18 protein-coding genes are annotated in these 20,483 nt (G+C 69.5%); 12 read left to right on the top strand and 6 right to left on the bottom strand.

The genetic code is table 11. The features are described 5' to 3' along the window. The first annotated feature begins 262 nt into the window (after positions 1–262). Together IG62_RS0105805 and IG62_RS0105800 are read left to right on the top strand one after the other, a co-directional pair. Complete coding sequence (locus IG62_RS0105805; protein WP_030798348.1) at positions 263–2,923, top strand: transglycosylase domain-containing protein; 2,661 nt, start codon at positions 263–265, stop codon at positions 2,921–2,923. A 131-nt stretch (positions 2,924–3,054) separates the two neighbouring features. Continuing rightward, a complete protein-coding gene (locus IG62_RS0105800) occupies positions 3,055–4,536 on the top strand; it encodes a glycosyltransferase family 87 protein (protein ID WP_030798346.1) in 1,482 nt (493 codons plus the stop codon). A gap of 90 nt (positions 4,537–4,626) precedes the next feature. Here IG62_RS0105800 and IG62_RS0105795 read toward each other — a convergent pair whose 3' ends face one another. From IG62_RS0105795 to IG62_RS0105785, 3 genes are all read right to left on the bottom strand, one after another. Then, positions 4,627–5,658, bottom strand: coding sequence for an alanine racemase (locus tag IG62_RS0105795; RefSeq protein WP_030798345.1), 1,032 nt, complete (start codon positions 5,656–5,658; stop codon positions 4,627–4,629). 65 nt (positions 5,659–5,723) lie between these two features. Beyond that, complete coding sequence (locus IG62_RS0105790) at positions 5,724–6,842, bottom strand: lipid II:glycine glycyltransferase FemX (RefSeq protein ID WP_030798344.1); 1,119 nt, start codon at positions 6,840–6,842, stop codon at positions 5,724–5,726. Between the two features lie 139 nt (positions 6,843–6,981). Continuing rightward, positions 6,982–7,299, bottom strand: coding sequence for a hypothetical protein (locus IG62_RS0105785; RefSeq protein WP_030798342.1), 318 nt, complete (start codon positions 7,297–7,299; stop codon positions 6,982–6,984). 228 nt (positions 7,300–7,527) lie between these two features. Here IG62_RS0105785 and rpsF point away from each other — a divergent pair, with 228 nt between their 5' ends. From rpsF to rplI, 4 genes are all read left to right on the top strand, one after another. Next, positions 7,528–7,818: a 30S ribosomal protein S6 gene (gene rpsF, locus IG62_RS0105780; RefSeq protein WP_006604399.1), complete on the top strand. Its 291-nt coding sequence runs from the start codon at positions 7,528–7,530 to the stop codon at positions 7,816–7,818. A gap of 82 nt (positions 7,819–7,900) precedes the next feature. Further along, positions 7,901–8,488, top strand: coding sequence for a single-stranded DNA-binding protein (locus tag IG62_RS0105775; RefSeq protein ID WP_030798339.1), 588 nt, complete (start codon positions 7,901–7,903; stop codon positions 8,486–8,488). A gap of 108 nt (positions 8,489–8,596) precedes the next feature. Next, positions 8,597–8,833, top strand: a complete 237-nt coding sequence (gene rpsR / locus IG62_RS0105770) for a 30S ribosomal protein S18 (protein WP_003978893.1) — start codon at positions 8,597–8,599, stop codon at positions 8,831–8,833. Between the two features lie 18 nt (positions 8,834–8,851). Next, the gene (rplI, locus tag IG62_RS0105765; RefSeq protein WP_030412253.1) at positions 8,852–9,298 is read left to right on the top strand and encodes a 50S ribosomal protein L9; all 447 of its coding nucleotides are present in this window, start codon (positions 8,852–8,854) and stop codon (positions 9,296–9,298) included. A 91-nt stretch (positions 9,299–9,389) separates the two neighbouring features. Here rplI and IG62_RS0105760 read toward each other — a convergent pair whose 3' ends face one another. Both IG62_RS0105760 and IG62_RS0105755 read right to left on the bottom strand, forming a co-directional pair. Then, on the bottom strand, positions 9,390–10,223 hold the full coding sequence (locus IG62_RS0105760) for a trypsin-like serine peptidase (protein WP_234326296.1): 834 nt from the start codon (positions 10,221–10,223) through the stop codon (positions 9,390–9,392). A gap of 74 nt (positions 10,224–10,297) precedes the next feature. Beyond that, positions 10,298–11,635, bottom strand: a complete 1,338-nt coding sequence (locus IG62_RS0105755) for an MATE family efflux transporter (RefSeq protein ID WP_030798333.1) — start codon at positions 11,633–11,635, stop codon at positions 10,298–10,300. Positions 11,636–12,093: 458 nt separating this feature from the next. Between IG62_RS0105755 and dnaB the strand changes: the two genes are divergently transcribed. Continuing rightward, positions 12,094–13,569 carry a replicative DNA helicase gene (dnaB, locus tag IG62_RS0105750; protein ID WP_234326294.1) on the top strand — a complete coding sequence of 492 codons (1,476 nt, stop codon included), beginning with the start codon at positions 12,094–12,096 and terminating at the stop codon, positions 13,567–13,569. Between the two features lie 33 nt (positions 13,570–13,602). On the opposite strand, the gene IG62_RS0105745 is transcribed toward dnaB, so the two are convergent. Next, on the bottom strand, positions 13,603–14,451 hold the full coding sequence (locus tag IG62_RS0105745; protein ID WP_063755335.1) for an NAD(P)H-dependent oxidoreductase: 849 nt from the start codon (positions 14,449–14,451) through the stop codon (positions 13,603–13,605). Between the two features lie 185 nt (positions 14,452–14,636). Here IG62_RS0105745 and IG62_RS0105740 point away from each other — a divergent pair, with 185 nt between their 5' ends. From IG62_RS0105740 to IG62_RS0105720, 5 genes are all read left to right on the top strand, one after another. Continuing rightward, a complete protein-coding gene (locus IG62_RS0105740; RefSeq protein ID WP_030798327.1) occupies positions 14,637–15,482 on the top strand; it encodes a helix-turn-helix domain-containing protein in 846 nt (281 codons plus the stop codon). A 112-nt stretch (positions 15,483–15,594) separates the two neighbouring features. Continuing rightward, positions 15,595–16,869 carry a MerR family transcriptional regulator gene (locus IG62_RS0105735; protein WP_030798325.1) on the top strand — a complete coding sequence of 425 codons (1,275 nt, stop codon included), beginning with the start codon at positions 15,595–15,597 and terminating at the stop codon, positions 16,867–16,869. A gap of 20 nt (positions 16,870–16,889) precedes the next feature. Then, positions 16,890–17,642 carry a hypothetical protein gene (locus tag IG62_RS0105730; RefSeq protein WP_030798324.1) on the top strand — a complete coding sequence of 251 codons (753 nt, stop codon included), beginning with the start codon at positions 16,890–16,892 and terminating at the stop codon, positions 17,640–17,642. Between the two features lie 51 nt (positions 17,643–17,693). Further along, on the top strand, positions 17,694–19,142 hold the full coding sequence (locus IG62_RS0105725) for a serine hydrolase domain-containing protein (RefSeq protein WP_078871837.1): 1,449 nt from the start codon (positions 17,694–17,696) through the stop codon (positions 19,140–19,142). Between the two features lie 92 nt (positions 19,143–19,234). Beyond that, positions 19,235–20,380 carry a pyridoxal-phosphate-dependent aminotransferase family protein gene (locus IG62_RS0105720; RefSeq protein WP_030798321.1) on the top strand — a complete coding sequence of 382 codons (1,146 nt, stop codon included), beginning with the start codon at positions 19,235–19,237 and terminating at the stop codon, positions 20,378–20,380. The last annotated feature ends 103 nt before the right edge of the window (positions 20,381–20,483 follow it).

The raw sequence follows: 20,483 nt of genomic DNA, 5'->3' as shown, positions 1-20,483 counted from the left end.
GGACGGTGAACGGCGTCACATCACTGATTCGTGCTATCCAACCTGACTGATTTGGAGTGAATTTCAACACTGGGCAGGTTTTGGCCGTGCGTAGTCTGTGCGGCATGCAGACTGCCGGGAACCGCGGGCCGATATCAGACGTCCCCGTCCTCGGTGTAGTGCGGCTCGCGCCTCAGGGGCGGGCCGCGCATCGGGGGGACCTGAAGACAACTGCCGCCTTCAGGCGACGAGATAGCGCGCCTGCCCGAGGAGTATCCGTTCCATGAGCGAGCACCGTCGCAAACCGCCACAGCCGCAGAGTGGCGGACGTGCCGCGGCCCGACGCGCCGCACAGCAGTCAGGGGCAGGGCGTCGTGCCGCCCCTTCGCATGGCTCCGCTGCCGGCCCCACGCCCCCTTCCGGCCCGCCCGGGCAGGACCCGAGGCCGGGCGGGCGGGCCGAAGCCCGCAGGGCCGCCCAGCGCGGCGGCCGCCGCCGGGCGCCCGACACTGCCGCGATGGGTTCCGGTGGCGGCGGTCGCGGAGGCCGTCGTGGCGGTGGCGGCGGTGGCCCCGAGGGCGGTCGCGGCCGCGGTCGGGACGGCGGCGGCCCGCCTGCCAAGAAGCGGTTCATCGACTATCCGCGTGCCAACAAGATCGGCTGGCGGCGGTTCGTCCCGTCCTGGAAACAGGTTGCCAGTCTGTGTGTGGGCTTCCTGGGTCTGACCGTCGGCGCGGCAGGTGTGGCGCTGGCGATGGTCCAGGTCCCGGATGAGAGCACAGCGGCGCAGTCGCAGAACAACGTCTATCTCTGGGCCAACGGCAAGGTCATGGCCCGTGACGGTGAGACGAACCGTCAGAACGTGACGATAGATGAGATCCCGAAATCGATGCAGGATGCCGCGATTTCGGCGGAGAACGCGTCCTTCCGGACGGACTCCGGTGTCGACCCGATGGGTATCGCCCGCGCCTTGCTGAACATGGCCAAGGGTGGTGAGACCCAGGGTGGCTCCACCATTACGCAGCAGTACGTGAAGAACGCGATGCTGAGCCAGGAGCAGACCATTGACCGCAAGTTCAAGGAACTGTTCATCGCGATCAAGGTCGGCTGGAAGATGACCAAGCCCAAGATCCTGCAGGGTTACCTCAACACCAGCTACTACGGTCGCGGCGCGTACGGCATCCAGGCGGCGGCGCAGGCGTACTACGGCAAGGACGCGAGGAAGCTGTCGCCGGACGAGGGGGCGTTCCTCGCGGCCGTCCTCAAGGGTGCCAACCTCTACGACCCCGCGGGCGGTACCGGGCCGGGTGCGACGGCGGCGGAGAACACCAAGCGCGTCAAGGCCCGCTGGTCGTGGATCCTGGACCGTGAGGTGGCCAACGGCCTCATGAAGAAGGCAGACCGGGACAAGTACACGATGGACCGGTTCCCGAAGCCCATTCGGCCGAAGCCTGTGGCCAGCAAGAGCGGTCAGATCGGTTATCTGATGGACGTCGCCAAGAAGTACGTCCTGAAGCACGCGGACATCCCCGAGGCCCGGTTCGACAAGGGCGGCTACACGATCCGGACGACCTTCGACGAGAAGAAGACCCGGGAGCTGGAGGCCGCGGTCAAGAAGGTCGACAAGCGCTACATCAACCCGAAGACGCGGGAGAAGGACAAGTTCGTCCAGTTCGGTGGCGCGTCCGTGGTGCCGGGAGACGGCAAGATCGTCGCCCTGTACGGCGGTGAGGGCTACGACAAGGGCCACTTCAGCAACAACGCCGACACCTTCGGTGTGCCGGTCGGCTCGACCTGGAAGCCGTTCGTGCTCGCGGCGTCGATGAAGTACGGCGTCCCCAAGACCCGGCCCGAGGGGCTCTCGCCGGACAGCCTCTACAACGGTAACGATCACCTCAAGGTGAAGGACGCACAGGGCAATTTTGTCCTGAAGAGGGACAACTCGCCCTTCTATCAGGAGAACGAGAGCAACCACCCCTGGGGCTACATCTCGCTGGTCAAGGCGATGGAGCAGTCCGTCAACACACCCTTCGTCCAGCTGGGCATGGACGTCGGCATGGACAAGGTCAAGGACATGGCGCAGGCCTGCGGCATCTCGGAGGCCAGCTTCGACAAGCACCTCAACCCGTCGTTCGCGCTGGGCACCTCCACGCCGAGTGCGATCCGCATGGCCGATGCCTATGCGACGTTCGCCGAGTCGGGCACCAAGGTGGAGCCGTACTCGGTGACCAAGGTGACGTCACAGGGTCGTGACCTGCCGAACTTCGATAAGCCCAAGCAGGAGACGGCGATGGACGCCAACATCGCCAACAACGTCACCAAGGTCCTGAAGAACGTCATCCAGAACGGCACGGGTAAGGCGGCCCGCCGACTGAACATGCCGGCCGCTGGCAAGACCGGTACCACCGACGAGAACAAGTCGGCCTGGTTCGTCGGCTACACCAAGCAGCTCTCGACGGCCATCACGATGTTCCGTGAGGACGCCCAGAACCCGCGTCAGCTGTCCATGAACGGTGTCGGCGGCTTCGACTCGATCCACGGTGGCGCGCTGCCCACCGAGGTGTGGACCGAGTACATGCTGCAGGCGATGAACGGTGTCACCCCGGAGGACTTCCCCCCGGCGACGCCCATCGGGCAGAAGGCGGACGAGGCGGGGATGCCGGCCCCGACGCCGACGCCCACGCCGTCCGACACGCCGTCGGCGACCCCGTCGGAAAAGCCCACCGAGTCCGCTCCCCCGAGCGACAGCCCGAGCCCGTCGCCGACCGACACCTGCTCGCCGTTCGACCCGACCTGCAGGAACACCGGCGGTAACGGCAACGGTGGCGGAAAGGGCGGCGGCACCGGCGGACCGGGCGGTAGTACCGGGGGAGACACGACTCCGACACCGGATCCCACGGATACCAACGGAGGCGGCGGCATCTTCGGCGGCCCCCAAGGCTGACCGCGCGACCGTTTCACGTGAAACAGCGCGATGTTTCACGTGAAACGGAGGTGCTGACGAAGCCCCTGCCCGGCTCGACCGGGCGGGGGCTTCGCCATGTTCTGCCCCTGCTCGTACGGCAGGATGGGCCCATGACGAGCGTGCGACAGGACGAGCCGGTGCGGCCGACGAAGCGGGACGAGGTGGCGGCGGCCGGCAGCGAGCTGATCGGGGGGCCGATCGGTCGCCACGCACTGCTCGGCACGAACTGGCTGACGCCGGTACGCGTCATCGCGCTGGTCGCGATCGGGATGTTCGCGCTCGGCATGGTGCAGAAGCTGCCCTGCTACAACGGCGGCTGGTTCTTCGGCGCCACGAGCCAGTACACCCATGCCTGTTACTCCGACATCCCCCACCTCTACGCCGGCCGTGGATTCGCCGACGGGCTGATCCCCTACTTCGACCGGCTGCCCGGCGACATGGAGTATCTGGAATACCCCGTGCTGACCGGTGTCTTCATGGAGGTTGCCTCCTGGATGACGCCGCATGGCGGGGACCTCCAGTTCCGCGAGCAGATCTACTGGCTGGTCAACGCCGGGATGCTGATGATCTGTGCCGCCGTCATCGCGGTGTGCGTGACCCGTACCCACCGGCGGCGGCCCTGGGACGGGCTGCTGGTGGCGCTGGCGCCCGCCTTCGCGCTCACCGCCACCATCAACTGGGACCTGCTGGCGATCGCCCTGACGGCCGCCGGGATGCTGATGTGGTCCCGCAGTCGCGCGCTGGCCGCCGGTGTCCTGATCGGTCTGGCGACCGCGGCGAAGCTGTACCCCGTGCTCCTGCTGGGGCCGCTGCTGGTGCTGTGCTGGCGGGCGGGGGCCTGGCGCGCATACGGCAAGGCGGTGGCGGGCACGGTGGCGTCATGGCTGGTGGTGAACCTGCCGGTGATGATCACGCACGATGCGACGGGCTTCCACATCCGTGAGGGCTGGGCGAAGTTCTACGTCTTCAGCCAGCAGCGGCCCATCGACTTCGGTTCCGTCTGGCTGCTGATCTCCCAGCGCACCGGTGCCCCGCTGGAGAACGCCAACACCTACGCCACGCTGCTGATGATTCTGGGCTGCGGCGCCATCGGCCTGCTGACGCTCTACGCGCCGCGCCGGCCGCGCTTCGCCCAGCTCGCCTTCCTCGTCGTGGCGCTGTTCATCCTCACCAACAAGGTCTACTCCCCGCAGTACGTCCTCTGGCTGACCCCGCTGGCCGTGCTGGCCCGGCCGCGCTGGCGGGACTTCCTGGTCTGGCAGGCCTGCGAGGTCATGTATTTCCTTGGGATCTGGATGTACCTCGCGTACACCGGTAATGGCGACAAGCACCAAGGGCTGCCGCCGGAGGGCTACCAGCTGGCCATCGCGCTGCACCTCCTGGGCACCCTCTACCTGTGCGCCCTGGTCGTCCGGGACATCCTGATGCCGGAGCGCGACGTGGTCCGCAGGGACGGTGACGACGACCCGTCGGGCGGCGTCCTGGACCGCAGCCCCGATGTGTTCGTGCTCGGGCGGGCGTACCACCCGCCGCGCCATGCGGTGCACTTCGAGAAGGTGCCACCGGTGCGCTGGGGTGTGGCCCGCGACTGAACCGGCCGGCCCCCATGTGACGGGCCCGGTGCCACAGAGGTCATCTGCGGCACCGGGCCCGTCGTCCGTCCGGTGGGGTTGCTGTCCGGCTCAGCGGTCCACGAGGCGGTCGTACTGCGTGGTGGTGTGCCGCAGATGGGCCACCAGCTCCTCGCCGACCTGCGGCTGCGGCGCGTCGGCCGGCACGAACAGGATCGAGACCTGCATGTGCGGCGGCTCGGCGAACCACCGCTGCTTGCCGGCCCAGAGATACGGCGCGAGGTTGCGGTTGACGGTCGCCAGGCCGGCCCGGGCGACTCCCTTGGCGCGCGGCATCACACCGTGCAGCGCCTTGGGCGCCTCCAGCCCGACGCCGTGCGAGGTGCCGCCGGCCACCACGACCAGGTAGCCGTCGGAGGCTGCCTTCTGCTGGCGGTAGCCGAAGCGCTCGCCCTTGGCGACCCGGGTGACGTCCAGCACCGAGCCGCGGTACTCGGTGGCCTCGTGGTCGCCGAGCCAGAGCCGGGTCCCGATCCGGGCGCGGAACCGAGTCTGCGGGAACTGCTGCTGGAGACGGGCGAGTTCATCGGCCTTGAGGTGGCTGACGAACATGGTGTGCAGCGGGAGGCGGGCGGCCCGCAGCCGGTCCATCCAGCCGATGACCTCCTCGACCGCGTCGGACCCGTCGGCGCGGTCCAGCGGCAGGTGGATCGCGAAGCCTTCGAGCCGGACGTCCTCGATGGCCGTGGCCAGCTTCGGCAGGTCCTCGGGCCTCACGCCGTGCCGCTTCATGCTGCTCATGACCTCGATCACGACCCGGGCGCCGACCAGACCGCCCACGCCCTCGACCGAGGAGACCGAGCGGATCGCCCGGTCGGGCAGCGGCACCGGCTCCTCGCCGTGCCGGAACGGCGTCAGGACGAGCAGGTCCCCACTGAAGTAGTCCTTGATGTGAGCCGCTTCGTAGGTCGTCCCGACCGCGAGGATGTCGGAACCCAGGCGGGTGGCCTCCTCGGCGAGCCGCTCATGGCCGAAGCCGTAACCGTTGCCTTTGCAGACCGGGACCAGCCCGGGGAACTGCTGGAGAACGCTCTGCTGATGCGCCCGCCAGCGCGCGGTGTCGACGTAGAGGGTGAGCGCCATGGCCGGGCCCGGAACCTTTCTCGTGGCTGGGGTGTGTCAGGAGTACGGACGGTGCGGTGGAGCGGTCAGCGGCGCGACATGTAGATGTCGAGCGCCTTGTGCAGCAGCTTGTTGAGCGGGAAGTCCCACTCACCGAGGTACTCAGCTGCCTGCCCGCCCGTGCCGACCTTGAACTGGATCAGGCCGAAGAGGTGGTCGTTCTCGTCCAGCGAGTCGCTGATGCCGCGCAGGTCGTAGACCGTGGCGCCGAGCGCGTAGGAGTCCTGCAGCATCTTCCACTGCATGGCGTTGGAGGGCCGGACCTCGCGGCCGATGTTGTCCGAGGCGCCGTAGGAGTACCAGACGTGCCCGCCGACGACGAGCATGGTCGCCGCGGAGAGGTTCACGCCGTTGTGGCGGGCGAAGTACAGCTTCATGCGGTTGGGGTCCTCGGAGTTGAGGGCCGTCCACATGCGCTGGAAGTAGCCGAGCGGCCGCGGGCGGAAGCGGTCGCGCTCCGCGGTGATCTCGTAGAGCCGCTGCCATTCGGCCAGGTCGTCATAGCCACCCTGGACGACCTCGACGCCGGCCTTCTCGGCCTTCTTGATGTTGCGGCGCCACAGCTGGTTGAAGCCCTTGTGGACCTCCTCCAGCGAGCGGTCGGCCAGCGGCACCTGGAAGACGTAGCGGGGCTGGACGTCACCGAAACCGGCGCCGCCGTCCTCGCCCTGCTGCCAGCCCATGCGCCGCAGCCGGTCGGCCACCTCGAAGGCGCGCGGCTCGATGTGCGTCGCCTCGACGTCGCGGAGCCGCTTGACGTCCGGGTTCTGGATGCCCGACTTGATCGCGGCGGCGTCCCAGCGGCGGATGATCACCGGCGGGCCCATCTTCACGGAGAAGGCGCCCTGCTGCTTGAGGTGGCTGAGCATGGGCTGCAGCCAGTCCTCCAGATTCGGCGCGTACCAGTTGATGACCGGTCCCTCGGGCAGGTACGCGAGGTAGCGCTTGATCTTGGGCAGCTGGCGGTAGAGCACCAGACCGGCGCCGACCAGCTCACCGCTCGCGTCGAACCAGCCCAGGCTCTCCGAACGCCATTCGGCCTTCACATCCGCCCAGGCCGGAACCTGCATGTGGCTCGCCGCGGGCAGGCTCTGGATGTATGCCAGATGCTGCTCTCGACTGATGGTCCTCAGGGTCAGGCTCATGCGGGGCGCTCCTCGGCAGGTGTGTCCCCTTGTTCGGGGCTCCGGCTCTCGCGCCGAAGCCTACTGTGGCCGGGGAGCGCCCCGTCTGGGCCATACGCGCCGGGGCCCCGTATGCCGCAGTGGCACCGGGGCCGGGCGGCTATCCGATGACGCCGCCGAAGAGGCCGCCGTGTGCCATGCCGAGGAAGAAGCCGAAGCCTGAGGCTCCGAGACCGATGATCAACAGGAAGCGCTCACCCGTCGTCGACGAGATGAACTGACCCCACAGGCCGGTGCCGATTCCGACCAGGCCGACCCAGGAACTGACCAGATGCAGACTGGGAGAGAGAGTGGTGAGGGCGGCGATCGCGCCGAGCACCACGGTGACAAGGGCGAAGGTGTTCTCTACGGGATGGTCCTTGCCGTCGCTGTTGAGAAGCGAGAGCAGACTGCGCTGGATCCTGGCTGCCTGCGCCATGCGGCACCTCCGATGACAGGGGCGGCGCACTGTAACGCCGCTCACACCCGTTGTGTTCCAGATTGGGGGGTGTACCGGGCGGATTTCAACCGGAAGACTTCAGGCAGGTACTGTGTACCGTCTGCGCCCATGTCTGTCCGATGACCGGTCCGGCTCGGCGCGGAACGCATATGACCCTCCTGCCACGGAACGACCGTGGCCGCTGAGTCCAAAGGAGGTGGGTTCCACATGCGTCACTACGAGGTGATGGTCATCCTCGACCCCGATCTCGAGGAGCGCGCTGTCTCCCCGCTGATCGAGAACTTCCTCTCCGTCGTCCGTGAGGGCAACGGAAAGGTCGAGAAGGTCGACACCTGGGGCCGTCGTCGTCTCTCCTACGAGATCAAGAAGAAGCCCGAGGGCATCTACTCGGTCATCGACCTGCAGGCCGAGCCTGCGGTCGTCAAGGAGCTCGACCGTCAGATGAACCTGAACGAGTCGGTCCTCCGGACCAAGGTTCTCCGTCCCGAGACCCACTGAACGCGTCAGCGTCCAGCGGTAACCGGGTCCGAGTAGCAGCAACACCAGCAGCCAGCAGCACACCCGCCGAGAGGTTCCCCTAATGGCAGGCGAGACCGTCATCACGGTCGTCGGCAATCTTGTCGACGACCCCGAGCTGCGCTTCACCCCGTCCGGTGCGGCGGTCGCGAAGTTCCGCGTCGCGTCCACTCCCCGCACCTTCGACCGTCAGACCAATGAGTGGAAGGACGGCGAGAGCCTGTTCCTGACCTGCTCGGTGTGGCGCCAGGCGGCCGAGAACGTCGCCGAGTCCCTTACGCGGGGTACCCGCGTGGTCGTCCAGGGCCGCCTCAAGCAGCGGTCGTACGAGGACCGCGAGGGCGTGAAGCGCACGGTCTACGAGCTCGACGTCGAGGAAGTGGGCGCGAGCCTCAAGAACGCCACGGCCAAGATCACCAAGACCAGCGGTCGCGGTGGCCAGGGCGGCGGCTTCGGTGGCGGTCAGGGCGGTGGCCAGCAGGGTGGCGGCGGCTGGGGCGGTGGCCCCGGCGGCGGCCAGCAGGGTGGCGGCGCTCCCGCCGACGACCCGTGGGCGACCGGCGGACCTTCTGGCGGTGGCCAGCAGGGTGGCGGCGGCGGTGGCTGGGGCGGCGGCTCCGGCGGTGGCTACTCGGACGAGCCGCCCTTCTAAGTCCGTATCGGCTCGGCGCTGCGCTGTTTCACGTGAAACAGCGCCGTGAAACGGGCGGCGGCCTTGAGGGCGTCAGCACAAACTTCTTGAACTCACTGGAGAGAGACAATGGCGAAGCCGCCTGCTCGCAAGCCTAAGAAGAAGGTTTGCGTGTTCTGCAAGGAGAAGATCTCCTACGTCGACTACAAGGACACGAACCTGCTGCGGAAGTTCATCTCCGACCGCGGCAAGATCCGTGCCCGTCGAGTGACCGGCAACTGCACGCAGCACCAGCGTGACGTCGCCACGGCCGTGAAGAACAGCCGTGAGATGGCGCTGCTGCCCTACACGTCCACCGCGCGATAAGGGAAGGGTGACCGACAAATGAAGATCATCCTCACCCACGAGGTCTCCGGCCTCGGCACCGCCGGTGACGTCGTTGACGTCAAGGACGGGTACGCCCGTAACTACCTGGTTCCGCGTGGTTTCGCGATCCGCTGGACCAAGGGTGGCGAGAAGGACGTCGCGCAGATCCGCCGCGGTCGCAAGATCCGCGAGATCGCGACGATCGAGCAGGCCAACGAGGTCAAGGGCCAGCTCGAGGGCGTCAACGTGAAGCTGGCCGTGCGTGCCGGCGACGCGGGCCGCCTGTTCGGTTCCGTCACCCCGGCCGACGTCGCTGCGGCGATCAAGGCTGCCGGTGGTCCGGACGTCGACAAGCGCCGCGTCGAGCTGGGCTCGCCGATCAAGACCCTGGGCGCGCACCAGGTCTCCGTGCGTCTGCACGCCGAGGTCGTCGCGAAGCTGGGCGTCGAGGTCGTCGCCGCGTAATCGCAGCACCGAGCCGAAGGGCCGCACCCCGTCCTGGGGTGCGGCCCTTCGCCGTGCCGGTCTTCGGTCGCCGTGACCGACGACGGCGGGATCAGTCGTCGTCCTGGGCCCGCCGGTAGAGCGCGGCGATGTCGTCGTCGAAGTACGCCGCGTACGAGACGTCGTCCTGGTCGCCGCCGCCTTCGTGGCCGCCGAGGACACCGATGACCGTGCCGGTGTGGCTCTTGGGGTCGTAGTCGGCCAGCCAGGGGCTGCCGCTCGTACCGCCCTCGAAGTCGGTGCACTGGATGCGCATCTGGGTGTCGCTGTACTTCGTGGTGCGGTTCTGGCAGGAGATCGGGGTGTTGCGGCTGGTGGGATAGCCAGTGATCTTGACTTCGTTGTCGAAGCCGCGGTCGATGCCGAGGGTATTGCCACCTAGGACATCCTGGATGTTCTTGCCGTCCTTCTTGTCCAGGATGAGGAAGGCGACGTCGAGGTCCTCGTCCTGGGACTTGGCCCAGCGGTCGTCGAGGATCACCTTATTGACCTTCCACAGGCCGGCGGGCTCGACACCGTCCCGGTAATCGGGGGCGAAGACGAGGTCGTCGACCGTGCTTCCGGCCTCGGCGTCGAAGGCGCAGTGCGCGGCCGTGATCAGCATGTTCCGGCCCGGGCTCTGCACCACGCTCGCGGTGCAGAAGTGGTCGCCGGAGTCGTTCTTCTCGAAGACCACACCGACCCGGGCGTTCTGCTCGGTCCGGCGGGGCGTGTAGGCATTGCCGTCATCGGCCGGTGCGGTCGCGGCGGGGTCCTGGTCCTGCGGGTCCTGGCCGGACTCGCCGGACTTCCCGAAGCTGCTCCGCCCGCTGGCTCTGGTGCTCGTATCCGACTCGTCCGAGGCGTATCCCGCCACGGCAGCTGCCATGACGATGACGAACGTCATGGGCAGCAAGGACTTCCTGGCAAGCGAGCGCACCCCGTCATTATTGACAAGCGCGGAGCGTTGCGGGAGATGCTTCAGCGAGAGGCTCCGGTCACAATCCACCGGCCGGACCGGGTGCGCAGCAAGAGCGTGACCATGCGGACGGTCATCATCAGGGCCATGGTCCACCACAGAGTGACCAGGCCACCGCCGAAGGCGGGCACGGCGAGCGCGGCCGGAGCGAACAGGGCCAGCGTCAGGACCATCGCCCAGGCGAGATACGGACCGTCCCCCGCGCCCATCAGCACGCCGTCGAGGATGAACACGACACCGGAGACCGGCTGGGTCACGGCCACCACCAGGAGCGTGGTCAGCAGCGGGTCCCGTACCGCGGGGTCGGAGGTGAACAGCGGGATGAACAGGGGTCGGGAGAGCACGACCAGGAGCCCGAGGACCAGGCCGGAGGCGATGCCCCACTGCACCATGCGGCGGCAGGCGGCCCGGGCGCCGGTCCGGTCCCCGGCGCCGAGGTAGCGGCCTATGATGGCCTGCCCGGCGATGGCTATCGCGTCCAGCGCGAAGGCCAGCAGGTTCCACAGCGTGATCACGATCTGATGGGCGGCGACCTCGGCGTCGCCCAGCCGGGCGGCGATGGCGGTGGCGATCATCAGCACCGCGCGCAGCGAGAGCGTACGGACCAGCAGCGGGACGCCGGCCTGGGCGGAGGCGCGGATGCCCGCCGCGTCGGGGCGCAGCGAGGCGCCGTGCCGGCGCGCGCCGCGGACGACGACGGTGAGGTAGACGGCGGCCATGCCGCACTGGGCGATGACGGTGCCCCAGGCGGAGCCGGCAATGCCGAGGCCAGCGCCGTAGACCAGTCCGACGTTGAGGGCGGCGTTGGCGGAGAAGCCGCCGATGGCGACGTAGAGAGGGGTCCGGGTGTCCTGGAGTCCGCGGAGCAGGCCGGTGGCGGCCAGCACCATGAGCATCGCGGGGATGCCGAGCGCGCTGATGCGCAGGTAGGTCGTGGCGTACGGCGCGGCGGTGCCGGAGGCGCCGAAGGCCTCCACCAGCCAGGGGGCGGTGGGCAGCACGGCGGCGATGACCGCCGCGCCGAGCAGCAGGGCCAGCCAGATGCCGTCCATGCCCTGGCGGATGGCGGCGGGCAGGTCGCCGGCGCCGACCCGTCGGGCGACCGCGGCGGTGGTGGCGTAGGCGAGGAAGACGAAGACGGAGACGGCGGTGGTGAGCAGCCCGGCGGCGATGCCGAGGCCGGCCAGCTGGGAGGTGCCGAGGTGGCCGATGACGGCGCTGTCGACCATGACGAAGAGGGGTTCCGCGACCAGGGAGCCGAAGGCAGGCACGGCCAGGGCGATGATCTCGCGGTCGTGGCGGCGGGCGATGCGCCGCGGGGTCGCGGGAGCCTGTGTCATGCACTCAATCTAATCTTCCACAGGTAAGAGATGCAAACCCATTGCGCTCCTTACTTAGCGTGGTCCGGTGCCGTCTTCTCCGTGCCATTTGCCGCGATCTTGAACAGGTGGTGGAAGTTTTTCTCCCCCACAGCCTATGGATGAGGAAACCGCAGGTCAGGGCGGTGGGGACGGGGTGATTGTGTGCTTGTCCACAGAAGTTTCCCCCGCCCCGTGCACAGGATCCGGGGAGTTCTCCACAGCTGGGGGCCAGTCATCCACACGGCCTGTGGATAACCAGATTGGCGGACGGTGCCCACGGGCCTACCGTGGTCCGGCGCCCGCCGCCCGTTCCGGCCTGAGACCACGTCCGAACTCGACGCGCCGTAACCGGAGTCGGGCGTCTCGATTGTCAGAGCTGTGCCGTAAGAAGGAAGCGCACAGCAAGGTCCGCGCCGCGGACGGGAGGAGGTGCCGGGGTGAGCATTCCCGAGCCCATGGAAGACCCTTGGGCGGGCTCCGGCCCCAGCGACCTGCTGCCGGCCGCACGGTCCCGGCGGCCCGACGGCAAGGGCCGCGGCCGCGGGGACCGGACGGACCGCGAGGACGACGGCGGTTCCTGGCCCGGCGGCTTCGAGCGGGTCCCCCCGCAGGACCTGGACGCCGAGCAGTCCGTGCTCGGCGGCATGCTGCTGTCCAAGGACGCCATCGCGGACGTCGTCGAGGTCCTCAAGGGCGAGGACTTCTACCGCCCCGCCCATGAGCTGGTCTTCCAGGCGATCCTCGACCTCTACGCCAAGGGCGAGCCGGCCGACCCCATCACCATCGCCGCCGAGCTCACCAAGCGCGGTGAGATCGGCCGGGTCGGCGGTGCCTCCTACCTGCACACCCTCGTCCAGTCCGTCCCGACGGCCGCGAACGCCGAGTACTACGCCGAGATCGTCCACGAGCGCGCCGTGCTGCGCCGCCTGGTCGAGGCCGGCACCCGCATCACCCAGATGGGATACGCCGCGGACGGCGACGTCGACGAGATCGTCAACAGCGCCCAGGCGGAGATCTACGCCGTCACCGAGCAGCGCACCAGCGAGGACTACCTCCCGCTCGGCGACATCATGGAAGGCGCCCTCGACGAGATCGAGGCGATCGGCTCCCGCCAGGGACAGATGACCGGCGTGCCGACCGGCTTCACCGACCTCGACTCCCTCACGAACGGCCTGCACCCGGGCCAGATGATCGTGATCGCCGCGCGTCCCGCCATGGGTAAGTCCACCCTCGCGCTGGACTTCGCCCGCGCCGCCTCCATCAAGAGCAATCTCCCCAGCGTGATCTTCTCGCTGGAAATGGGGCGCAACGAGATCGCGATGCGCCTGCTGTCCGCCGAGGCCCGGGTGGCGCTGCACCACATGCGCTCCGGCAGCATGACGGACGACGACTGGACGCGGCTGGCCCGCCGGATGCCGGACGTCTCCGCGGCGCCGCTCTACATCGACGACTCGCCCAACCTGTCGATGATGGAGATCCGCGCCAAATGCCGCCGGCTCAAGCAGCGCAACGATCTCAAGCTCGTGGTCATCGACTATCTCCAGCTGATGCAGTCCGGCGGCTCCAAGCGCGCCGAGAGCCGCCAGCAGGAGGTTTCGGACATGTCCCGTAACCTCAAGCTGCTGGCCAAGGAGCTGGAGCTCCCGGTGATCGCGCTCTCCCAGCTGAACCGTGGCCCCGAGCAGCGCACGGACAAGAAGCCGATGGTCTCGGACCTCCGCGAATCCGGCTCGATCGAGCAGGACGCCGACATGGTCATCCTGCTGCACCGCGAGGACGCCTACGAAAAGGAGTCCCCGCGCGCGGGCGAGGCGGACCTGATCGTGGCCAAGCACCGTAACGGTCCGACGGCCACGATCACGGTGGCCTTCCAGGGCCACTACTCGCGCTTCGTGGACATGGCGCAGACCTGACGACGGACCTCCGCCTGGCGATCGACGCCCGGGTCAGCCCCGAGGGCGGGTGGAGGCGTCCGGGCGGATGTCGGCGTCCGGGCGGATGTCCGCGGCCGCGCGGAGGTGGAGGTCGAGTCCGCTCGTTCCCGGTGCCTCCACGCCCGGCAGCAGTCGCATGTCCCGCCCGTAGTCACCGCCGTCGAGCGACCGGAACGGGACCGGTTCGTCGGTGAAGAGCCCGTCGAGACGTCGCCCGAACTCCCGCTTGGCTGCCGTAAGTTGGCCCTCCGGCAGGTCGTTCGTGCCGTATATCGCGAAGGGTTCGAGCGGTGTCATGCCGGTGAACCAGAACAGACCGTGCTGGACCGGGTGGAGGACGTCCGTCAGCCGCCCGTGGATGCCCCGGTCGGAGAACGCGGACTCCCGGGCGCCGACCGTCACCGACACAAGAGCCCGGCGTCCCGCCAGGGCACCTTCGCTGTAGGGCGGCGGAACTGCCGGGCCGTACCCGAATCCGCTGGTGAACACCCGGTCTATCCAGCCCTTGAGGATCGCGGGCACCGAGAACCACCACAGCGGGAACTGCAGGATCACCGCGTCCGCCCAGCGCACCTTCTCCTGCTCCGCCGCGATGTCGGGCGCCAGCCGCCCCGCCAGCGTGGCCCGCTCGGAGGCGGCCATCACCTGCAACCGCCGGTCCGCGGCGTGGTCGGGGAAGTCATCGGCGTCCACCGTCGCCTTCCACTTCATGGCGTAGAGGTCGGACACCCGCACCTCATGCCCCGCCGCACGCAGGTGCTCGACCGCGAACGCGGTCAGAACGGCGGTGAGCGAGTGGGGTTCCGGATGGGCGCTGACGACGAGGATCTTCTGCGACTGCTGCGGCGTGGCTTCGGTCATGCGGCCACGTTCTCCCGTACGCGGCTGGGTAACCAGAACCCGCTTCAACCGCCGGAACGGCGATCCTGGTAATGCGAGGGCCACCCATACTTGACCGCATGGACGGTGCGGACCACAACGAGCAGACCGGCGGCAGGGGACAGGGGACCGGCGACCGGACCGAGAAGGGGGCCGAGGCTGGGGCGATGAGCGGGGTCGGCGACTCCCGGCGGGCGCTCGGCAGCTTTCTGCGGGCCCGCCGGGGACGGGTGGTGCCGCAGGACGTCGGGCTCGCCGGCGGACGGCGACGCCGGGTGCGGGGGCTGCGCCGTGAGGAGTTGGCCCAGCTCGCCGGGATCAGCGTGGACTATTACGTCCGCCTCGAACAGGGCCGCAACACCCAGCCGTCCCCCGAGGTGCTCGACGCTCTCGCCGACGCGCTCGGCCTCGACGCGGCGGAACGCAGGCACCTCGCCACGCTGGCCGATGCCCGGCGGGGCCCCGCGCCCACGGTCCGGGTCAGCCCCGTGCTGCAGCGAATGCTGGACGCCATGAGCGGCCTTCCGGCCTTCGCGACGAACCACCGTCTCGACGTGGTGGCGTGGAACGACCTGGGTGCCGAGCTGATCGGTGGCCTGGCCGACCCGGCACGCCGCGACCGGAACAACGCCCGGTACCTCTTCCGCGACCCCGCCTCCCAGGAACTCCATCCCGAGTGGCAGGACAGGGCAGCGGAGGCCGTGGGCCAGTTGCGGGTAGCCGCAGGCCGTTATCCCGAGGACACGGAACTGGCCGCGCTCATCGCCGAACTGTCGACGCACAGTGCCGAGTTCCGGCGGATCTGGGACAGCGGCGAGGTCGTGATGTGCGGTGCCGGACGCAAGCGACTGCGGCACCCGGTGGCCGGCCTGCTCACCCTGGACTACGAGACGCTCCATGTGCCGGCCGCACCGGGTGAGACCGGCCTGGTGGTGCATGTGTTCAGCGCCGAGGAGGGCAGCGGTGAGGCGGTTGCGCTGGCCCGGCTGGCGACCGCCGCCTTGCCGGCATGAGGCAGCCCCAGAAGCGCTGAAGGGAGCGGAGTTGGCCCGGTCGCTGCCACGAGCCACGGCATCGATCCCGTGCTTTGACCTTCAGGTTGGTTGAAGCTCCAGAATCGCGTGCATGGACGACACCGGCGAGCTGTTGAGCATCGGCGCGTTCGCGCGGCAGGTGGGCCTGGCGCCGAGCGCCCTGCGGTTCTACGACGACTGCGGGGTGCTGCGGCCGGCCCACGTGGACGGCGCGACGGGCTATCGGCGTTATGCCGCGGGCCAGGCGGCGCGGGCCGTGCGGCTGCGCCGCCTGCGGGAGGCGGGGCTGTCGTTGGTCGATGTCGCGGTCGTCCTGGACGGCCCGCAGGACGCGGCACGGGACGTACTCCGTGAGCATCTGGAACGGCTGCGGCGGACCGCCGATGAGGCGCATGCGGTCGTGGCGGGGTTTCTGGCCGAGGCGCCCGGCGAGGCGACGTACGGCAACGGCTGGGCGTGGGCGCGGGTGGGCGGTGCCGAGCTCGCCAGCGCCGTACGGCAGGTGGCACCGGCGGCCGCGCGGGGCGGGGCCGCTCAAGAATTTCCCGTACTGAGCTGTGTGGCGCTTGAACTCGCCGACGGTGAGGTGCGGTTGGTCGCCACCGATCGCTATCGGCTGGCGGTACGGGTGCTGCGGCCGGAGGAGTTCGCGGGGGGACCACGGCAGGTCCTCATCGGGGCGGACGCTGCACGGAGCCTGGCGGAGTGGGCCGTGCGGCAGGTGTCGGTGGACGTGGAATGTGGCGGGGAGACGGCGGGCGTACGCCTGCGGAGCGGAGCGAACGGAGCGGACTGGCGCGAGGTGCCGGAGCCCGTCGACATCGCGTGCGGGGGGTCCGATGAAAGGCCCCAGGCGAAAAATCTGGCGAGGTTCCCGGACTACCGGCTGGTGCTGCAGGGTCTGAGAGCGGAGAGGCATCGACTGATCGTGGACCGGGTGGTGCTGCGGGATGCCGTGGCGGGGCGGTCGGGGGCGGTGTCGTTGTCGGTCCCTCCCAGGGGCGAGCGCGAGGGCGGCGGGCGGGTAGAGGCCGAGGAGAGACAGCGGGCCGTTTCACGTGAAACATGCGATGGATTGCTCGATGTTTCACGTGAAACGGCGGCAGCCGATCCAGAGTCCGTTCAGACGCTGGAGGTGACGGGCGGGGCCAGGCAGCCCGTCCGGCTGAGGGCCGTGCTCACGGGAAGCCCACTCCCCATCGCCTTCGACGCGGCGGTTCTTGTGCCTGCGCTGGAGGCCGGAGTGGGGCCGGATGTGCTGATGGAGATCGCCTCGGCGGACCGGCCGGTCGTGGTCCGCTCCGCCGACCAGGGAAGTTTCACGACGCTGGTGATGCCTGTACGCGGTGCCGGGGGCCGGCGATGACGGAGGAGGGGAGCGGGAGGATGGATCCAGAACTGCCCGTGGTGCGGTTGTGCGGGGAAGGGATGCAGGCCGAGGCGGAGGGGCGGGCGGAAGCCGCGCGCGAACTCTTCCAGCAGGCTTGGGGCATCGCTGCGGACGACTACGAGGCGTGCATCGCCGCGCACTACCTCGCGCGGCACCAAACGTCGGCGGAGGAGACGCTGCGGTGGAACCAGGAATGCCTTGACCGCGCCGATCGCGTCGCGGATGAGCGTGTTCGGGAATTTTATCCGTCGCTGTATCTGAACATGGCACACGCCTACCGTCGGCTTGGCCGCCGCGCCCTCGCTCACCACTACTTCCTGCGCGCAGCGGAGCGGGTGTGCGACGCGCCCGGAGGCCGGCACGACCGGCGCGACCAACGTGATCACTACGGCCACCACGGCCAGTACGGCGACTGGAACCGTTTTGCGATCGCGGAGGGGCTGCGGGCGACGGTCGACGCGGTGTCTGCCGACGTGTCCGGTGCCCCCACGCTGCCCAGTGCCGCGCGGCCCCAGCCCCTTGATGCCGAGGTTGACGGACGCCTCCGGGAGCTGGTGGCGCGTTGGTGTGCGCGGGCCGATCTCAAGGCGTTGGGGCTGACGCTCCCGGCCTATCTCGGCTTCCTCGGAACGGAAGCTGACCGCGTACGGCTCCGGTCCGCGCTGCACATGGTGCATGCGGCGCGTTGGCTGCCGGCGGACGAGCAGACCGAACTGGGTGCGGTGATCGGGGCGACGGCGCTGCGGTGAGAGGTGAGGATGGGGGCCGGCCGAGTCGGACCCGTCGTTGAGGAGCGCGCCATGACCATCACCCAGTCCGCGGAGTCGGATGAGCCCGTGGCGGACGGCCCCCGGCCGGTGGGGGCCGAGACCTCTGAAGCGTCCACGGAGCTGTTGCCCCAGACGCGGCGGGCGCTGCTGCGCCGACTGGCCGTCGGGCAGGCCGAGGGGCGGGCGCCTTCGATGGTGGGCGCGGTGGTGCGCGAGGGACGGCCGGTCTGGCGGGAGAGCCGGGGCTCGGTCGAGGGCGAGGCGCCGCACGGCGACGTGCAGTACCGGATCGGCTCGCTCACCAAAACGCTGGTCGCCGTCCTCGCGATGAGGCTGCGCGACGAAGGACTGCTCTGTCTGGATGATCCCGTGAGCAAGCACCTCAAGGACACCCCGGTGCCGGAGGCGACGATCGCCCAACTCCTCTCCCACTCCTCAGGGTTGACGGCCGAGCCGCGTGGCCCGTGGTGGGAGCGGACCACGGGTGAGCTGCGCCCCGAGCCGGCCGATCTGTTCGATGACTGCCCGCAGCGACTCGCGGCGGGACGCCGGCACCACTACTCCAACCCGGGATACGCCCTGCTCGGCGCAGTGGTCGAACGGCTTCGGGGTGGCACGCCCTGGTACGAGGTGCTGCGGGGCGAGGTCCTCCAGCCCCTGGGCATGGTCCGTACGACGCTGGGCCCCCAGGCACCCCACGCGAACGGCTGGGCGGTGCATCCGTGGGCGGATGCGCTGCTGCCGGAACCTGCCCACGACACCGGACTGATGGCTCCGGCCGGGCAGTTGTGGTCGACAGCGGATGACCTGTGCCGCTGGGCGGCCTTCCTGCTCCGTGGAGACGACCGGGTGCTGAGCGCGTCGACCGTGGCCGAGATGCGCACGCCCGCGGTGCCGCCGGAGGAGAACGGCTGGGACGCCGGGTTCGGGCTGGGGATCCAGCTCGTACGCAGGGAAGGGCGCCGGCTGGCCGGCCACACCGGCTCGATGCCCGGGTTCCTGGCGGCACTGTGGACCGACCCGGAGGAGGACGTGGCGGCGATCGTGCTGGCGAACTGCACCTCGGGTCCTGTGGTCCCCACCATCGCTGCCGAGCTCGCCGGGATCGTGACCACATACGAGCCCCGTATCCCCGAGCCGTGGCGCCCGCTGTCCGGACCGCTGGATCCGGAGCTGTTGGCGCTGACAGGACCCTGGTACTGGGGCGCGAACCCGCATGCGCTGCGGCTGCGGGCCGACCGCGAGCTGGAACTCGCCCCGCTGTCCGGGTCGGGACGAGCCTCGCGGTTCCGGGCCGAGGACGACGGCACCTGGACCGGCCTGGACGGCTACTACGCGGGCGAGACGCTGAAGGCGGTGCGGGACGAGCAGGGCGCGGTCAGCCATCTCGACCTCGGCACCTTCGTCTTCACCCGTGGCCCCTACGAGCCGTCGGGACCGGTGCCCGGCGGAGTGGACCCGGAGGGTTGGCGGGTCTGAAGCCCGTCACGCGATGGCGCGGACTCCGGACGTACAGTCGAATCTGATGTCAGGAGCCGCGCCGAGGCGGCTCGCTACCGCTGGAAGGCCCCATGACTGCCGTGTCTGATCCGACCGCGAACACCGCCGCCCCCGACCTGCTCGACCTGCCGCCCCTCACCGCGGCTCACTTCGCGCGCATCGAGGACAAGGTCGCCGCGCTGATGCGCACCAGCTGCGACGTCGTGACGATGCAGGGCGAGGCGCTGCTGCCGCTGGAGGCCTGCATCCGGTCCGCGGTACGGCCCGGCAGCACCGCCCTCAACATCATTACGGGCCCCTATGGCGAAACCTTCGGCGGCTGGCTGCGTTCCTGCGGAGCCGAGGTGGTCACCCTCTCCGCACCGTTCACCGGGGCGGTCGACCCGCGCCAGGTGGCCGAGGCCCTGCGGGAGCGCCCCGAGATCGACTTTGTGAGCCTGGTGCACGCTGAGGCGGCCACCGGCAACACCAACCCCGTCGCCGAGATCGGCGCCGTGGTGCGGGAACACGGGGCGCTGCTGATGCTGGACGCGGTCGCTTCGGTCGGTGCCGAGCCCCTGTTGACCGATGAGTGGGGTGTGGACCTGTGCGTCATCGGCGGACAGAAGGCGCTGGCCGGGCCCGCCGGAGTGTCCGTGGCCTCGGTCAGCGCCCGGGCGTGGGAGCGGATCGCCGCCAATGAGCAGGCCCCGCGGCGTTCGTACCTGTCGCTGCTGGACTGGAAGGAACGCTGGCTCGACGGTGGTCGTACGGCTCTGCCGCACGCGCCGGCCCAGCTGGAGATGCTCGCTCTGGAGCAGGCGGCGGACCGGATCGAGGCGGAGGGGCTGGACGCGGTCATCATTCGGCACCGGGCAGCGGCAGCGGCCACCAGGGCCGGCGTACGGGCACTGGGGGAGCTGACTCCGTACGTCGTGCGTGACGAAGACGCGGCGCCGGCAGCGACAACCCTGCGCGCGCCCGAGGGAGTCGACGCACGGGAGATCGTGGCCGCCGCACTCGCGGTGGATGGAGCGGTACCCGTGCAGGCCGCGGCGGGCACGCTGGCCAAGGAGATGATCCGGGTGAACCACTACGGTCGTGCCGCCGACCTCGCCGTGGTCAGGGCCTCGCTGGTGGCGCTGGCCGGAGGACTTCGTGCGCTCGGCGTCTCGGTGGATGCCGAGGGTGCAGCCGTTGCGGCGGGCGCGGCATGGGACGAGGTGTCCGCCGGCTGAGGGAGGCCGGAGGTGGGGTCGTGTTTCACGTGAAACACGACCCCACGGCGATGCGCCATGTACCGCCGTTTCACGTGAAACCAGCTCATCATTTGCTCGGGCC

Origin of the sequence: Streptomyces sp. NRRL S-337 (assembly GCF_000720175.1) — a bacterium.
Classification (GTDB): Bacteria; Actinomycetota; Actinomycetes; order Streptomycetales; family Streptomycetaceae; genus Streptomyces; species Streptomyces siderophoricus.
Note: the sequence above shows the minus strand (reverse complement) of the source record. Positions and strands in the feature narration are given on the sequence as shown.

Excerpts from the sequence above, each read along its gene's own strand:
- IG62_RS0105805 (WP_030798348.1), top strand. The coding sequence starts at position 263 with ATGAGCGAGCACCGTCGCAAACCGCCACAGCCGCAGAGTGGCGGACGT.
- IG62_RS0105800 (WP_030798346.1), top strand. The coding sequence starts at position 3,055 with ATGACGAGCGTGCGACAGGACGAGCCGGTGCGGCCGACGAAGCGGGAC.
- IG62_RS0105795 (WP_030798345.1), bottom strand. The coding sequence starts at position 5,658 with ATGGCGCTCACCCTCTACGTCGACACCGCGCGCTGGCGGGCGCATCAG.
- IG62_RS0105790 (WP_030798344.1), bottom strand. The coding sequence starts at position 6,842 with ATGAGCCTGACCCTGAGGACCATCAGTCGAGAGCAGCATCTGGCATAC.
- IG62_RS0105785 (WP_030798342.1), bottom strand. The coding sequence starts at position 7,299 with ATGGCGCAGGCAGCCAGGATCCAGCGCAGTCTGCTCTCGCTTCTCAAC.
- rpsF (WP_006604399.1), top strand. The coding sequence starts at position 7,528 with ATGCGTCACTACGAGGTGATGGTCATCCTCGACCCCGATCTCGAGGAG.
- IG62_RS0105775 (WP_030798339.1), top strand. The coding sequence starts at position 7,901 with ATGGCAGGCGAGACCGTCATCACGGTCGTCGGCAATCTTGTCGACGAC.
- rpsR (WP_003978893.1), top strand. The coding sequence starts at position 8,597 with ATGGCGAAGCCGCCTGCTCGCAAGCCTAAGAAGAAGGTTTGCGTGTTC.
- rplI (WP_030412253.1), top strand. The coding sequence starts at position 8,852 with ATGAAGATCATCCTCACCCACGAGGTCTCCGGCCTCGGCACCGCCGGT.
- IG62_RS0105760 (WP_234326296.1), bottom strand. The coding sequence starts at position 10,223 with ATGACGTTCGTCATCGTCATGGCAGCTGCCGTGGCGGGATACGCCTCG.
- IG62_RS0105755 (WP_030798333.1), bottom strand. The coding sequence starts at position 11,635 with ATGACACAGGCTCCCGCGACCCCGCGGCGCATCGCCCGCCGCCACGAC.
- IG62_RS0105745 (WP_063755335.1), bottom strand. The coding sequence starts at position 14,451 with ATGACCGAAGCCACGCCGCAGCAGTCGCAGAAGATCCTCGTCGTCAGC.
- IG62_RS0105740 (WP_030798327.1), top strand. The coding sequence starts at position 14,637 with ATGAGCGGGGTCGGCGACTCCCGGCGGGCGCTCGGCAGCTTTCTGCGG.
- IG62_RS0105735 (WP_030798325.1), top strand. The coding sequence starts at position 15,595 with ATGGACGACACCGGCGAGCTGTTGAGCATCGGCGCGTTCGCGCGGCAG.
- IG62_RS0105730 (WP_030798324.1), top strand. The coding sequence starts at position 16,890 with ATGGATCCAGAACTGCCCGTGGTGCGGTTGTGCGGGGAAGGGATGCAG.
- IG62_RS0105725 (WP_078871837.1), top strand. The coding sequence starts at position 17,694 with ATGACCATCACCCAGTCCGCGGAGTCGGATGAGCCCGTGGCGGACGGC.
- IG62_RS0105720 (WP_030798321.1), top strand. The coding sequence starts at position 19,235 with ATGACTGCCGTGTCTGATCCGACCGCGAACACCGCCGCCCCCGACCTG.